A 13,052-nucleotide genomic window follows, 5' to 3' on the forward strand; every position below is an offset into this window, starting at 1 on the left:
ATGAAATTCGAGAACCTGCGTGTCGTCGTGACCGGAGCGTCCCGCTATTTCGGCCGTGCGCTCGCCGTCGGCTTCGCCCATCTCGGCGCCGAGGTCTACGTGTCGGCGCGGACCGTGGAAGCGGCCGAACGCACCCGTACCGACGTCATGGGCTCCGCCCGTGACCGTATCCACGCCTTCGGCTGCGACCTCAGCAAGCCCGCCGAGATCCGCGAGTTCGCCGCCCGCGTCGGCGAACACACCGACCGGGTCGACCTGTTGGTCAACAACGGCGCCCGCTGGCTCGACGGCATGGACCTGGAGGCCGCGAGCGACGCCGAGATCGTGGAGACGATCGAGTCGACGGCCGGCGGCACCGTCCTCATGGTGAAGCACTTCCTGCCGCTGCTCCGCGGCTCCCTGCGCCCCGACATCGTCAACATGGTCGCCGTCCGCGACGCCGAGGGCACCTCCGCGGCGGCCGCCGGCGCCGCCCACGAGGCCTTCTGGGCGGCGAAGAGCGCCCAGGCCGGATTCGCCGACATCCTCGCGCGCAGGCTGCGGCCGTCCGGGGTCCGGGTCTTCTCCCTCTTCCCGCCCGACTTCTCCACCTCCGATCCGCGCTTCGCGGAATGGGACGGAACGAATCCGGACGGCGTGGCCCCCGACGAGAAGCTGACCACGCAGGCCCTCTTCGAATGCGTCGTCTACGCCGTCGAGCAGCCCCGCGACTGCTTCATCCGCTCCTTCCACTTCGAGCCCCGCTGACCGTCACGCCCCCCCCGCAGGCCACCCGAGAACCGACCCCGCTGACCGCCCTGCGCCGACAGCGCGCCCGCCCACCGCGACCCGCTGAAGCCCACCGCACCACAGCGTCAAGGAGGTCCCATGAGCACCCCCGTCTGGATCACCGCGACCCCTCCCGCCAGCCACGGCGAACTCCACATCGGTCACCTCGCCGGGCCGTACGTCGCCGCCGACGTCCTCACCCGCTATCTGCGTGCCGAGGGCGAGGCCGTCCGGTTCACCACCGGCACCGCCGACCACGCGAGCTCCGTGGAGGTCCGGGCGCTGCGCCACCACCGCAAGCCCGAGGAGGTCGCGGAGGGCTACCGGGCCGCGATCACCGCCGACTGGCTGCGCTCGCGCGTCGAGTTCGACCACATCGTGCGGCCGCGCCGCGACAAGGGGTACGGACGCTGGGTGCAGGACCTCTTCAGCAGGCTCTTCGCGCAGGGCGTGATCGCCCCCCGCGCCCGGCTCCTGCCGTACTGCGAGCCCTGCGACCGCTGGCTGTACGGGGCGCACGCGACAGGCACCTGCCCGCACTGCGGGGCGGTCAGCGACGGCGGCATGTGCCACGAGTGCGCCCGCCCCAACGACGGCGGCGACCTCATCGCCGCCCGTTGCGCCCTCTGCGACACCCCGGCGGTCGCCCGCCGCTGCCGCCGGCTCTACGTGCCCCTCGAACCGTTCCGGGAGACCCTCGCCGACTACTGGGCGACGGCCGGCCTCCCGCCGCGGCTCGCCGCCCTGTGCGAGTCGCTCGTCGAGGACGGCCTGCCGGACATCGCCGTGGGACACCCCGCCGAGTGGGGTCTGCCGGTGCCCGTGGAGGGCTTCCCCGACCACCGGATCGACGGCTGTTTCGAAGCCGCCGCGATGCACCTCTTCGGTTATGACGCGACGGGCCCGCTGCCCCGCCGCGCCATCCACTTCTGCGGCTTCGGGCACGCCTTCTGCCACGCGGTGCTGCTGCCGGTGCTGCTCCTCGCGCAGGACATCAAGCTGCCGCAGGACTTCAACGTCAACGAGTCGTACGTCATCGAGGAAGGCGTCCAGGAGGGCAACGTCTGGGCGCTCGACCTGCTCACCGAGTACGGCTCCGACACCCTGCGCCGCCATGTCCTCCAGGCCCGCCCGCTCGGCCGCCGCACGGTCTTCCAGCGGGAACGGCTCGCCGCCGCCCGCCACGAGCTGGACGAGAGCTGGAACAGCTGGCTGTCCCGGCTCTTCGCCGCCGTACGGGAGGAGTGCGGCGGCCTCGCCCCTCAGGCGCTGCCCGGCGGCACCGGCTGGGACGTCCTGGAGCGGCGGCTGCACCGGGGTGTGGACGACCTGCGCGAGGCGTACGGTCCCGACGCGTTCGACCCGCGCCGCGCGGTCGCCGTCCTGGACGAGATGGTCCGCTCGGCGGCCGACTTCGGTCATGTGAACGCCCACGAGCGGTGCCGGCCCAGCACGTCCTGCCGCCATCTCCCGGCGCTGGCCGCGCAGTTGGCGGTCGCGTCGGCCCTGTCCGCGTGGTCGCGTCCGGTGATGCCGGAGGGCGCCGACCGCCTCGCGGCGGCGCTCCAGGTGGCACCGGGCCGCGCGGTCGACTGGCACGCCCTGACGGCTCCCCTGCCGGGGACCCGCCTGGCGCCGCCGTCAGGCCCGGTCTACGGGTTCTGACCCCTACTACTAACCAACTAAGTATCTCAGTATCTCGCTACTCCGCCCCCTGCCGCGTGACCGCGCGCGCGAGCGACGCGCAGGGACACGTGGTCCCACCTCCCCTCACACAGGAGCCCCACGTGTCCCTGCGCGTCGCCATGCTCAGCGTCCACACCTCCCCGCTCCACCAGCCCGGGACGGGGGACGCCGGCGGGATGAACGTCTACATGGTCGAGCTGTCCCGCGCCCTGGCCGAACACGGCGCGGAGGTCGACCTGTTCACCCGCTGCCGGGGCGAGGGCCTCGCCCCGCTCGTCGACCTCGCCCCCGGTGTACGGGTCCGCCATCTGCACGCCGGGCCCCGCGAGGCGCTCCCCAAGGAGGCCATGCCGGATCTCGTGGTGCCGTTCTCGCTGGCCCTGCTCAAGGAGGAGCGGCGCTACGACCTGCTCCACTCGCACTACTGGCTCTCCGGGCAGGCGGGCCGGATCGCCTCGGTGGGCTGGCGTATCCCGCTCGTGCACACCGCCCACACCCTGGCCCGGGTCAAGAACGCCTCCCTCGCCGCCGGCGACACCCCCGAGCCGGAGCTCCGGGTCCTGGGCGAGCACCAGGTGGTGGCCGCCGCCGACCGGCTGATCGCCAACACGGCCGCCGAGGCGGAGGCGCTGCGCTCGCTGTACGGGGCGGAGGGGCCGCGCACCGAGGTCGTCCGTCCCGGGGTCGACCTGCGGACCTTCCACCCGGGGGACGGCCGGGCGGCCGCACGGGCCCGGCTCGGTCTGCCGGCGGACGCGTTCGTGCCGCTCTACGCGGGCCGGATACAGCCCCTGAAGGGCCCGGACGTGCTGGTGCGGGCGGTCGCCGAGCTGCTGCGGGGGTCCCCGGACCTGCGCCGCCGGCTGCTCGTCCCGGTGGTCGGCGGGCATTCGGGCGCGACGCGCGAGGGGACGGCGTGGCGGCTCGCGGAGGAGCTGGGGGTGACCGACGTCCTGCGGCCCGGCCCTCCCGTACCGCAGGAGCGGCTCGCGGACTGGTACCGGGCGGCGGACGTGCTCGTGGTGCCCTCGCGCAGCGAGTCCTTCGGTCTGGTGGCCCTGGAGGCGCAGGCCTGTGGGACGCCGGTGCTCGCGGCGGCGGTCGGCGGGCTGCCGACGGCGGTGTGGGACGGGGTGACGGGCCTCCTGGTGCGGGGCCACGACCCGCTGGAGTACGCGAGGCGGCTGCGGTGGCTGGCGGCGCATCCGGAGGCGGTGGTGACGATGGGGGAGGCGGCGGTGTGCCATGCGCGCGGGATGAGCTGGCGCGCGTCGGCCGCCCGGACCGTCGAGGTGTACCGGGCGGCGCTCGCGGAGACGCGGATGGGGCAGGGGCGGCGGCACGCCCCTGCCCCGGTGGCCTCTCTCTCCTGGAGGAACGAGAAGGCCGTAGCACAAGTCTAGCACCTCTTTTGGTTCAACCAAAGGTATGGGTAGCTCCGGATGCGCCAATTCCGTTGCTGCTGTGGCCGATTGACGCATCCACGCCATGGCGGGTCCACGCACGGACGATCCCTGGATCCGCTTCGGGGGCCGGGTCAGAATGGAGATGTCTTCAGGGAACACCCGGCGGCACGGGCCCCGGAAGACGAATTCACTTTCCATTCCTGGAGGAATCATGTCCGTTGCGCAGAACACCGGAATCCGCAAGGCCCTCCGTCAGTTCCTGGTCGCCGCCGTGGCCTGTACCGCCGTCGTCGGCGGCGCCGCCTTCGCCGTCACCGACGGCGAGCCGCTCGCTCCGCAGACCGTCGCCGGCGTCGCCGACGACAACGGCTGGCCGGTCGCCCCGCCGTCGCCGACCCCCGCGCCCACCAACTGAGCGCATTCCCCGGCATATTCACCCGGCAACGGGAATTCTTCGCCGCCAGGCCCCGCAATCGCTGCCACGATTGCGGGGCCCCGGTATTTCCCCGGATTCTCCGGCCTTTCCGGGAGAGCGCCCGATCCGGCGGCGTCAGTCCAGCCAGCCCAGCCGCACCGCGCGCGCCCCCGCCTCGAAACGGCTCGTCGCGCCCAGTTCCTGCATCAGCTCCGAGATCATCCGGCTCACCGTCCGCAGCGACACCCCGAGCGTCCGCGCGATCCGCTCGTCCTTCATCCCCGAGGCCAGCATGTGCAGCGCCGCCCGCTGCTGCTCCGACAGGCCGTCGCCGCCCGCCTCCGCCGCCGCCTCGTTCCCGTACGGGGTCGCCGTGTGCCAACAGTGCTCGTACAGGCTCAGATACGGCCGCACCAGCGCGCTGCCCCGGGCCAGGATCGCGCCCTCGCCCGGGTCCTCGGGGCGGATCGGCACCAGCGCGAACTGCTGGTCGGCGATGATCATGTTCATCGGGACGACCGGGGCGAGCCGGATCTCGACGCCCAACTCCGCCCGCCGCCCCAGGAACTTCTCCATCTGCGGGTCCGTGGCCTCCTGGCGGCCGTAGACGGCCCGCACCCGCACCCCGTTGGCGATCTGCCGCCGGTCGCGGTCGAGCATCCGGTCCGGGTTCTGCCGCCCCGGCGTCCCCGGATGCAGCGCCGCCGAACTCTCCTGGATCACATCGGTGATGTCCTCGATGGCCTGCTGGATCCTGCGGTAGTCGGTCAGCGCCTCGACGTGCGCCTCCGCCCGGGTCAGCGCCTCGGCCCGCAGATAGGAACCCGCGAGGACCTCCAGCGTGCTGTACGCCTCGTCCGCCTCGGCCAGGTGCTCCCGCAGCCGCTCCCGCTCCCGCTCCAGGAGCCGCAGGAGCGCGATCTCCGGGTCGATCGCCGCCACCGTGTCCGTCTCCGAACACCAACTGCCGTCCTGCACGGCGGTGACGGTGGCATGGGCCTGCCCCGTCGGCACGATGAGTCCCAGGGCGAGGAGTTCGCCGCGACATCGCTCGTACTCCTCCGCCGCGAGCCCGATCTCCCTGCGGACCTCCTCGAAGTCCGCGACCCCCCGGCGGCGCAGCTCCTGGTACACGGCGAGCAGGCCGTCGCCTCCGCCGTCCCCCATGCCGTCGCCCGCAGTGACCATGGCGAAGTGACCCCCCTCATTCTCCGAGCCGCCCCGCCCTCACCCTGTCACAGGGCTCGGCGGGAGTCCGTCGTGCAGTGTCTGCACCTACTCTTTCGCACCGGAACTCCTCCCTCTACGACCCGTGTTCGGACCCCTCGCCGTCGAGCAGGCCGAGCCGGGCCGCCTTCACCCCGGCCTCGAAGCGGCTGGCCGCCCCCAGCTCCTGCATGACCTCGGAGAGGAGCCGGCTGACCGTCCGCAGCGAGACGCCGAGACTCCGCGCGATCTGCTCGTCCTTGATCCCGGAGGCCAGCATGCGCAGGGCCACCCGCTGCTGGTCGGAGAGGCCGCCACAGCCGTTCTCGCCGGGCTCCTCCCCGTAGGGGGAGGCCGCCTGCCAGCAGTACTCGTAGAGGGCGAGGTACGAGCGGACCAGGCCGGCGCCACGGGCCAGGATGGTGGGCGAGTCCGGCTCGTGCGGGTCGGTCGGGAGAAGGGCGAAGTTCTCGTCGGCGAGGACCATGTTCATCGGCACGACGGGGGACAGGCGCAGCTCCACGCCGAGCGCCGCCCGGTCGGCCAGGTGCTGGGTCATCTCGGGCACGGTCCCGACCCGGCGGCTGTACATGGCGCGGACCCGCACCCCGCGGGCGGCCCGCGAGCGGTCCCGCTCCAGCTCGGCGGCCATGTCCTCGCGCCGTACGGAACCGGTGTGCATGACGTGGACGGCGGTACGGACCGTGTCCGTGAGCTCCGTCAGCTCCCGCGCCACCCGCTGCGGGTCGGTGACGATCTCCACCTCGACCTCGGAGCGGGGGGCGGCACCGGCCCGAAGGAACGGTCCCGCGAGGGCCTCGATCGCGGTGTGCGCGCGGCTGGTCGCGGCGAGCCGGTCCTGGAGCCGGTCACGCTCCCGGCGCAGCAGCCGCAGCAGGGCGACGTCCGGGTCGACGACCGTGTGGGCGCCGGGCCGGGCATCGCCGTCGGCGGCGGCCTCCGGCTGGTCCCGCGGTGCGGTCAGTCCCAGGGAGGCGAGTTCCTCGCGGCACCGCTCCCGCTCGTCGGCGGACAGCTCCAGCAGGTCGGCGGCCTCGTCGAAGCCGATGTCGGGGCGGGCGCGGAGCTCCTGGTAGACGGCGAGGGCCTGCTCGCTGCCCACGCGGGACACGGCGGCGTTTCTGTACACGGCGCAGCAGACTCCCCTCGGGTCCGGCGGACCCTGTTGAATCGCCCCGCCAGACCCTGCCACATATTCCCACGCCCCGCACGGAGTTGAACGGGGCTCAAGCGGTGGGGGCGCTCGTCAGGCAGTCGGGGCACAGACCCTTGAAGACGACCTCCGCGTCCTCCACCCGCCACTGGGGCAGGGCGCCGCGGGGCGGCGCCGGCGCGGTCGACGCGACGTTCTCCACGCGGCCGCAGACCGTGCACAGGGCGTGCTGGTGCGCGGGGCCGGAGATCTCGAAGACGGCGGGCAGGCCGGGTCGGTCGAACTTGCTGACCAGGCCCGTCTCCTGGAAGTGCCGCAGCATCTCGTACACGGCCTGGCTGGTCAGCGTGCCGAGGCGCTCGCGGGCGGTCGTGGTGATCGCCTCGACGTCGAGATGGCCGCCGGCGGCGAGCACCGTGAGCACCTCCAGGCGCGGGCCCGTGACCCGCAGCCCGACGTCCCGCAGGCGCTGGATCACCGCCTCGCGGCCCGTCAGCTCTTCCACGACTGCCATCTTCTCCGCCCGCCACCTGGTCGGCCCAAACGTTTGTGGGCATCGTACCTCTTGCCCGTCCACGTCGGCAGGTGCCGTTCGGCCGCCGTCGGTCAGCCACGGGCCGTCGGTCGCCGGCCGGCCGTCAGTCGTCCGTCCTGCACACGAGCAGGACGGACTCGGTCCGCTCGTCGATGCGGTGCCGCCGCCGGCCCTCGATGTGCAGGCCCGCCGCGTGCAGCTCGGCGGTGAGCCGGTCGGGATCGACGATCCACTTGTCGGTGGTCAGCACGACCCGTTCCGTGGAGCGTTTGCCGGTCCTCACCGCGTAGTACGTGATCCGCTCGCTCATCGACGGCAGGTCGAAGACCTGCCTGGCCACCACCCACTCGTCGACGCCGTCGAAGCGGGGCACCGGGAACGCCCAGGTCCGCCGGGGTTCCGCGAGCAACCCGGGCAGCCGGTGCGCGGTGTAGTCGAGGGCGAGCGCCCCGCCCGCCTCCAGGTGGGAGGCGACCTCCCGCAGCAGGCCGGGCCGCAGGGCCGGGGGTACGGCCGTGACCATCGCGCCGGCGAGCAGCGCCAACCGGTAGCTGCCGTCGAGGCGCAGCTCGGCGAGGTCCGTCCGGTGGGTGACGACGAGCCCGGCCACCTGCGGACCGATCCGGCGGGCCCAACCCCTGAGGCGCATGAGGGCCGAGGCGTCCCGGTCCACGGCCTCCACGGCGAAGCCGTGCCGGGCGAACGGGACGGCGAGCCGCCCGGCGCCGGAGCCGAGGTCGAGGACGGGCCCACCGGTGGAACGGGCGAGGCCGAGGTAGCGGACGATGTCCGCGCTGTGCGGGCCGAGCAGGGCGTCGTGCAGCCAGACGGAGGCCTCGTCGGCGGGGGAGACGGATTCGAGCCCGGGGAGGGTGTCCGAGGTGACCCGGATGCCGGCCCCGGGGGCGGGCTCCTGCTCCCGGCCGTTCCGGGACGGCAGGACCGGCGCGAGCGCTGCGGGCACGACGGGCAGGGAAGTGCCGCTCGGTGTGTGCATCGCTCCTCCAGGGGCTCGCTCGGTCCGTGCCGTCCGGACGAGGTACCCGTGCCGCCGGGGACCGCGCCGCTGGACCCATCCTGACCTCGGGAGGGAACGCCGATCCACCGGATCAGGCTGCGTGAACACGCGATGGCGTGGATCTGCCACGTCCCGGGCGGAGTCCCGTTACGGGAGGTTCCGGCTCAGTCGCGTGGGGGAGAGGGCCGCGAACCCCAGGTGCGCGTAGAAGGGCAGCGCCGGATCCGACGCGGCCGGGAGCTCCACGCGCTGGGCCCGCGCCCCGAAGCTCCGCATGCGGTCCGTGGCCGCCGTGATCAGTGCCGTACCCACGCCGCGGCGGCGGGAGCCGGACACCACGGCCAGGGCGTACACCTCGCCCTCGCCCGGGACCGGGACACCGCCCGCGGCGACACCGACGACCGCGCCCTCGGTGTCGGTCGCGACGAGCCAGCCGAGCCAGCCGGGAGCACCGCCCGGAATTTCAATTTCCGCTCGTATGCGGGGGAGTGCGCATTGTGCCGAGATGAGTCGTCGCATCGGGATTTCGTCGAGGATTCCCGCGTAGCTGCTCCGAATGACGTCGGCGAGCAGCCTGGATATCGTCGTCGCGTCGCCGGCCGCGGCCGTCCGAACGCCAGCCAGCTGCATCGGTTCTGTACCCTTCGACGTGCCGCGCCAGATCCCCAACGTACCCACAATAGCCGTGAATTCAGTTGTTCGTGACCGATGCGAAATCTACGAATTCGCTTAGTAAATAGGGGTGTTCGGATCGGAAGGCGGTGAACCGTGTCGATTACCCGGGGAAGGAACAGCAGGCGACGACCAGGGGCGTCATCGCGAGGGCCGCCGAAGCGATGGTCAACAGCCCCTGGAGTACGGGATGCCCCGCGCTGTGCGGGGTGAGGATGCGTCGCATCCGCAGGGCCGCCGAAGGGCCGCCCGCCGCGAACGCGGACCGGGGCGCCCGCCCCGAGGCCAGCGCGTACAGCGCCGTGGCCAGGGCGTCCCGGGTGCACCGGCGTAACGCCCGGTCGTCCGCCGCCATCTCGAGCAGCAGCGGTACGGCGACCCCGCCGTGCCGCGCGAGCGGGAGGCGCGGGAAGACGGCCGCGAAGGCCTCCGCCGCCGCGACGAGGAGATGGTGCCGCCCCGCGATGTGCGCCCGCTCGTGCGCGAGCGCCGCCGCGAGCTGCGCCGGGGTCAGGGTGTCCACCGCGCCCGACGAGACGACGACCCGGCGCGAGCGGCCCGGCAGGCAGTACACGGCGGGGCGCACGTCGTCGAGGACGGTCGCCCGGAGCGCGGGGTCGTACCGCCCCACGAGCCGCAGCACCCCCGCGTGCCGCGCCCGCACCCGCCGGGCCCTGACGAGCCGGCGCACGAACGCGGAGGCGGGCAGCGAGAGGACCGCGAGGGAGAGCGAGAAGGCGAACCGCTCGCGCCCGTCGAGGTTCAGGACCTGGTCGACCGTGGGCGGCCGGAGCGCGAACAGCATGTCCGCGAGCCGGTGGTTGCTCTCGCCCGACAGGACCATCTGGGCGGGCAGCAGGGCGGTCGCGACCGCGAAGACGGCGCCGCACACGGCCCAGACGCCCAGGGCGAGCCGGGGCACCTGCTGCGCCCAGCGGGCCCGGACCACGAGCAGCGGCACGAGGAACCCGGTGAGGGCGACGAGCCCGAGGGGGACGAGCGCGTGGTGGTTCACACGCCGCTCCCGCCGTGGGCCCGGGGGCCGAGACCACCGGCCCGGGGGTCCGGGCCGCCTTCGCCCGGCCGCGGGTCCTGGTCGCCGCGGGCCGTGCGCAGGGCCGCGTCGAGGGCGTCCATGTCCTCGTCCGAGATGACCTCGACGAACCGCAGCAGGGCGGCGGGGCGGTCCTGGCTGTCGCCGAGGGCGTCCCGCATCAGCCCGGCCGTGTACTCCTCGCGGCTGCGGACGGGCTCGTACGACCAGGCCCGGCCGACCTTCTCGCGGCGGAGCCAGCCCTTGCGGTGCAGGATGTCCGCCACCGTCATCACGGTCGTGTAGGCGACCCGGCGTCCCCGGTTGATGTCATCCACGATCTCGCGGACCGTGGCGGGCCGCTGCCAGGCCCACAGCCGGTCCATGATCTCGGCCTCCAGCTCTCCCAGCCTGCGCACGTGCATCCCCTCCCCTTGCGGGCGGCTCATCGTACGGGCCGGTTCCCCCGCCGAGGTATACCCCCCAGGGGTACAATGGCGGGGTGTCGACCGGTCCGGCCGACCGTCCGCCTCACGTCCTGATGAGTCGGGCGATCGCCTTGGACGCCTCACTCACCTTCACCTTCGCCTGGTCCCCGCCCTGCGCGATCGCCTCCGTGACGCAGCAGCTGAGGTGCTCGTCGAGCAGGGCCACCGCGCAGGACTGCAGGGCAGCGTTGATCGCGGAGACCTGGGTGAGGACGTCGATGCAGTAGACGTCCTCGTCCACCATCCGCTGCACCCCCCTGACCTGCCCCTCGATGCGCCGCAGGCGTCTGATGATGTCTTCCTTCTGGTGTCCGTAACCGGCCACGGCGGGCTCCTCGGAGATTGACGGGGAAGGACGGGTCGTCAGCGGTCGGCTGCCTGGAAGCCCCGCAGGCGCAGGCTGTTGCCGACCACGAAGACCGAGGAGAAGGCCATGGCCGCGCCCGCGATCATCGGGTTGAGCAGTCCGGCCGCGGCGAGCGGCAGCGCCGCCACGTTGTAGGCGAAGGCCCAGAACAGGTTCGAGCGGATCGTGCCGAGCGTCCTGCGCGAGAGCCGGATCGCGTCGGCCGCGGCCCGCAGGTCCCCTCGTACGAGGGTCAGGTCGCCGGCCTCGATGGCGGCGTCCGTGCCCGTGCCCATCGCGAGCCCGAGGTCGGCCTGGGCGAGCGCGGCGGCGTCGTTGACACCGTCGCCGACCATGGCGACCGAACGGCCCTCGGCCTGCAGGCGCTTGACGACGTCGACCTTGTCCTGGGGCATGACCTCGGCGATGACCTCGTCGATGCCGACCTCGGCGGCGACGGACTCGGCCACCGCCTTGTTGTCGCCGGTCAGCAGGATCGGAGTCAGACCGAGGGCGCGCAGTCGCCTGATCGCCTCGGGGCTGGTCTCCTTGACGGCGTCCGCGACCTCCAGGACCGCGCGGGCCCTGCCGTCCCAGGCGACCGCGACGGCGGTCTTCCCGGCCCGTTCGGCCTCGTCCTTCGCGGACTTGAGACCCGCCGGGAGAGCCATGGCCCACTCGTCGAGGAGCTTCTCGCGGCCGACGAGGACGGCGTGGCCGTCGACGACGCCCTGGACACCGAGGCCGGGGATGTTGGCGAAGTCCTCGGGGGTGGGGAGCGTGCCGACCTTGGCGGCGGCGCCGGTGGCGACGGCCTGCGCGATGGGGTGCTCGGAGGAGTGTTCCAGGGCGCCCGCGAGCCGCAGGACGTCCTTCTCGTCCACGCCCTCGGCGGTGTGCACCCGGAGGAGGGTCATCCGGCCGGTGGTGACGGTGCCGGTCTTGTCGAGGACGATCGTGTCGACCTTGCGGGTCGTCTCCAGGACCTCGGGCCCCTTGATGAGGATGCCGAGCTGCGCGCCGCGCCCGGTGCCGACCATGAGGGCGGTCGGGGTGGCGAGGCCGAGGGCGCACGGGCAGGCGATGATCAGGACGGCGACGGCGGCGGTGAACGCGGCCGTGAGGCCCTGCCCGGTGCCGAGCCAGAAGCCGAGGGTGCCGAGGGCAAGGGCGATGACCACGGGTACGAAGACGGCCGAGATCCGGTCGGCGAGGCGCTGGGCGGCGGCCTTGCCGTTCTGCGCGTCCTCCACGAGCTTCGCCATGCGGGCGAGCTGGGTGTCGGAACCGACACGGGTGGCCTCGACGACGAGGCGGCCGCCGGCGTTGAGGGTGGCGCCGGTGACGCCGTCCCCGACACCGACCTCGACCGGCACGGACTCGCCGGTGAGCATGGACGCGTCCACGGCGGACGAGCCCTCGACGACCCTGCCGTCGGTGGCGATCTTCTCGCCGGGACGGACCAGGAACCGGTCCCCGACCTGGAGTTCGGCGGTCGGTACGGTGACCTCGCGGCCGTTCCTGAGGACGGTCACCTCCTTGGCGCCCAGCTGCATCAGCGCCTTGAGCGCGGCGCCCGCCTTGCGCTTCGAACGGGCCTCGAAGTAGCGGCCGGCCAGGATGAAGGCGGTGACGCCGGCTGCGGCCTCCAGGTAGATGTTCCCGGCGCCGTCGGTACGGGCGATCGTGAACTCGAAGGGGTGCGTCATCCCGGGCGTACCGGCGGTGCCGAAGAACAGCGCCCACAGCGACCACAGGAACGCGGCGATCGTGCCGACCGAGATCAGGGTGTCCATCGTGGCCGCGCCGTGCTTGGCGTTGGTCCAGGCGGCGCGGTGGAACGGCCAGGCGGCGTAGACGACCACGGGCGCGGCGAGGGTGAGGCTCAGCCACTGCCAGTACTCGATCTGGAGGGCGGGGACCATCGCCATCGCGATGACGGGGACGGCGAGCGTGACGGCGGTGACGAGCCGCTGCTTGAGGGGCCGCAGTTCCTCGTCGGCCCTCTCCTCGTCGGTGGGTCCGTCCTCGCCGCCGTCGTTCCGGGCGCGCTCGGGCTGCGGCTCCTCGGCCGTGTAGCCGGTGGCCTCGACGGTGGCGATGAGGTCGGCGACGTCGACGTCCGCGTCGAAGGTGACCTTCGCCTTCTCGGTGGCGTAGTTGACGGTGGCCTCGACCCCGTCCATACGGTTGAGCTTCTTCTCGATACGGGCCGCGCACGAGGCGCAGGTCATGCCGCCGATGGCGAGCTCGACCTGGGCGGTGCCCGGAGTGGTCGTGGTCATTTCCTGCTCCTCTTTCTTGG

13 protein-coding genes are annotated in these 13,052 nt (G+C 73.1%); 4 read left to right on the forward strand and 9 right to left on the reverse strand.

The genetic code is table 11. The annotated features are described in order from the left end of the window. The 4 genes from ABZ567_RS27790 (at position 1) to ABZ567_RS27805 (ending at position 4,275) form a co-directional block, all read left to right on the forward strand. Positions 1-747: an SDR family oxidoreductase gene (locus ABZ567_RS27790; protein WP_360794630.1), complete on the forward strand. Its 747-nt coding sequence runs from the start codon at positions 1-3 to the stop codon at positions 745-747. Positions 748-867: 120 nt separating this feature from the next. Continuing rightward, positions 868-2,433, forward strand: a complete 1,566-nt coding sequence (locus ABZ567_RS27795) for a class I tRNA ligase family protein (protein WP_360794632.1) — start codon at positions 868-870, stop codon at positions 2,431-2,433. Between the two features lie 140 nt (positions 2,434-2,573). After that, complete coding sequence (gene mshA, locus ABZ567_RS27800; RefSeq protein WP_360794855.1) at positions 2,574-3,857, forward strand: D-inositol-3-phosphate glycosyltransferase; 1,284 nt, start codon at positions 2,574-2,576, stop codon at positions 3,855-3,857. A 214-nt stretch (positions 3,858-4,071) separates the two neighbouring features. Then, on the forward strand, positions 4,072-4,275 hold the full coding sequence (locus ABZ567_RS27805) for a hypothetical protein (RefSeq protein WP_360794634.1): 204 nt from the start codon (positions 4,072-4,074) through the stop codon (positions 4,273-4,275). Between the two features lie 135 nt (positions 4,276-4,410). Here the strand turns inward: ABZ567_RS27805 and ABZ567_RS27810 are convergent, their stop codons facing one another. From ABZ567_RS27810 to ABZ567_RS27850, 9 genes are all read right to left on the reverse strand, one after another. Continuing rightward, the gene (locus tag ABZ567_RS27810) at positions 4,411-5,463 is read right to left on the reverse strand and encodes a helix-turn-helix domain-containing protein (protein ID WP_360794636.1); all 1,053 of its coding nucleotides are present in this window, start codon (positions 5,461-5,463) and stop codon (positions 4,411-4,413) included. A gap of 115 nt (positions 5,464-5,578) precedes the next feature. Continuing rightward, positions 5,579-6,631, reverse strand: a complete 1,053-nt coding sequence (locus tag ABZ567_RS27815) for a helix-turn-helix domain-containing protein (RefSeq protein WP_360794638.1) — start codon at positions 6,629-6,631, stop codon at positions 5,579-5,581. A 97-nt stretch (positions 6,632-6,728) separates the two neighbouring features. Continuing rightward, positions 6,729-7,169, reverse strand: coding sequence for a transcriptional repressor (locus ABZ567_RS27820; RefSeq protein WP_360794641.1), 441 nt, complete (start codon positions 7,167-7,169; stop codon positions 6,729-6,731). A gap of 124 nt (positions 7,170-7,293) precedes the next feature. Next, positions 7,294-8,187 carry a class I SAM-dependent methyltransferase gene (locus ABZ567_RS27825; RefSeq protein WP_360794643.1) on the reverse strand — a complete coding sequence of 298 codons (894 nt, stop codon included), beginning with the start codon at positions 8,185-8,187 and terminating at the stop codon, positions 7,294-7,296. A 168-nt stretch (positions 8,188-8,355) separates the two neighbouring features. Continuing rightward, the gene (locus ABZ567_RS27830; RefSeq protein WP_360794646.1) at positions 8,356-8,838 is read right to left on the reverse strand and encodes a GNAT family N-acetyltransferase; all 483 of its coding nucleotides are present in this window, start codon (positions 8,836-8,838) and stop codon (positions 8,356-8,358) included. 145 nt (positions 8,839-8,983) lie between these two features. Continuing rightward, positions 8,984-9,895 (reverse strand): M56 family metallopeptidase, encoded by a 912-nt coding sequence (locus ABZ567_RS27835; protein ID WP_360794649.1) that lies wholly within the window; start codon positions 9,893-9,895, stop codon positions 8,984-8,986. Further along, positions 9,892-10,332, reverse strand: coding sequence for a BlaI/MecI/CopY family transcriptional regulator (locus tag ABZ567_RS27840; RefSeq protein WP_360794858.1), 441 nt, complete (start codon positions 10,330-10,332; stop codon positions 9,892-9,894). Before ABZ567_RS27840 ends, ABZ567_RS27835 begins: the two co-directional genes overlap by 4 nt. 112 nt (positions 10,333-10,444) lie before the next feature. After that, on the reverse strand, positions 10,445-10,768 hold the full coding sequence (locus ABZ567_RS27845; RefSeq protein WP_360794861.1) for a metal-sensitive transcriptional regulator: 324 nt from the start codon (positions 10,766-10,768) through the stop codon (positions 10,445-10,447). Continuing rightward, complete coding sequence (locus ABZ567_RS27850; RefSeq protein WP_360794652.1) at positions 10,765-13,032, reverse strand: heavy metal translocating P-type ATPase; 2,268 nt, start codon at positions 13,030-13,032, stop codon at positions 10,765-10,767. Before ABZ567_RS27850 ends, ABZ567_RS27845 begins: the two co-directional genes overlap by 4 nt. Between the last annotated feature and the right edge of the window lie 20 nt (positions 13,033-13,052).

The sequence above is a fragment of the Streptomyces sp. NPDC016459 genome, from assembly GCF_040632845.1.
In the GTDB taxonomy this organism is placed as follows: Bacteria; Actinomycetota; Actinomycetes; order Streptomycetales; family Streptomycetaceae; genus Streptomyces.

Excerpts from the sequence above, each read along its gene's own strand:
- ABZ567_RS27795 (WP_360794632.1), top strand. The coding sequence starts at position 868 with ATGAGCACCCCCGTCTGGATCACCGCGACCCCTCCCGCCAGCCACGGC.
- ABZ567_RS27850 (WP_360794652.1), bottom strand. The coding sequence starts at position 13,032 with ATGACCACGACCACTCCGGGCACCGCCCAGGTCGAGCTCGCCATCGGC.
- ABZ567_RS27810 (WP_360794636.1), bottom strand. The coding sequence starts at position 5,463 with ATGGTCACTGCGGGCGACGGCATGGGGGACGGCGGAGGCGACGGCCTG.
- ABZ567_RS27805 (WP_360794634.1), top strand. The coding sequence starts at position 4,072 with ATGTCCGTTGCGCAGAACACCGGAATCCGCAAGGCCCTCCGTCAGTTC.
- ABZ567_RS27790 (WP_360794630.1), top strand. The coding sequence starts at position 1 with ATGAAATTCGAGAACCTGCGTGTCGTCGTGACCGGAGCGTCCCGCTAT.
- ABZ567_RS27825 (WP_360794643.1), bottom strand. The coding sequence starts at position 8,187 with ATGCACACACCGAGCGGCACTTCCCTGCCCGTCGTGCCCGCAGCGCTC.
- ABZ567_RS27820 (WP_360794641.1), bottom strand. The coding sequence starts at position 7,169 with ATGGCAGTCGTGGAAGAGCTGACGGGCCGCGAGGCGGTGATCCAGCGC.
- mshA (WP_360794855.1), top strand. The coding sequence starts at position 2,574 with ATGCTCAGCGTCCACACCTCCCCGCTCCACCAGCCCGGGACGGGGGAC.
- ABZ567_RS27830 (WP_360794646.1), bottom strand. The coding sequence starts at position 8,838 with ATGCAGCTGGCTGGCGTTCGGACGGCCGCGGCCGGCGACGCGACGACG.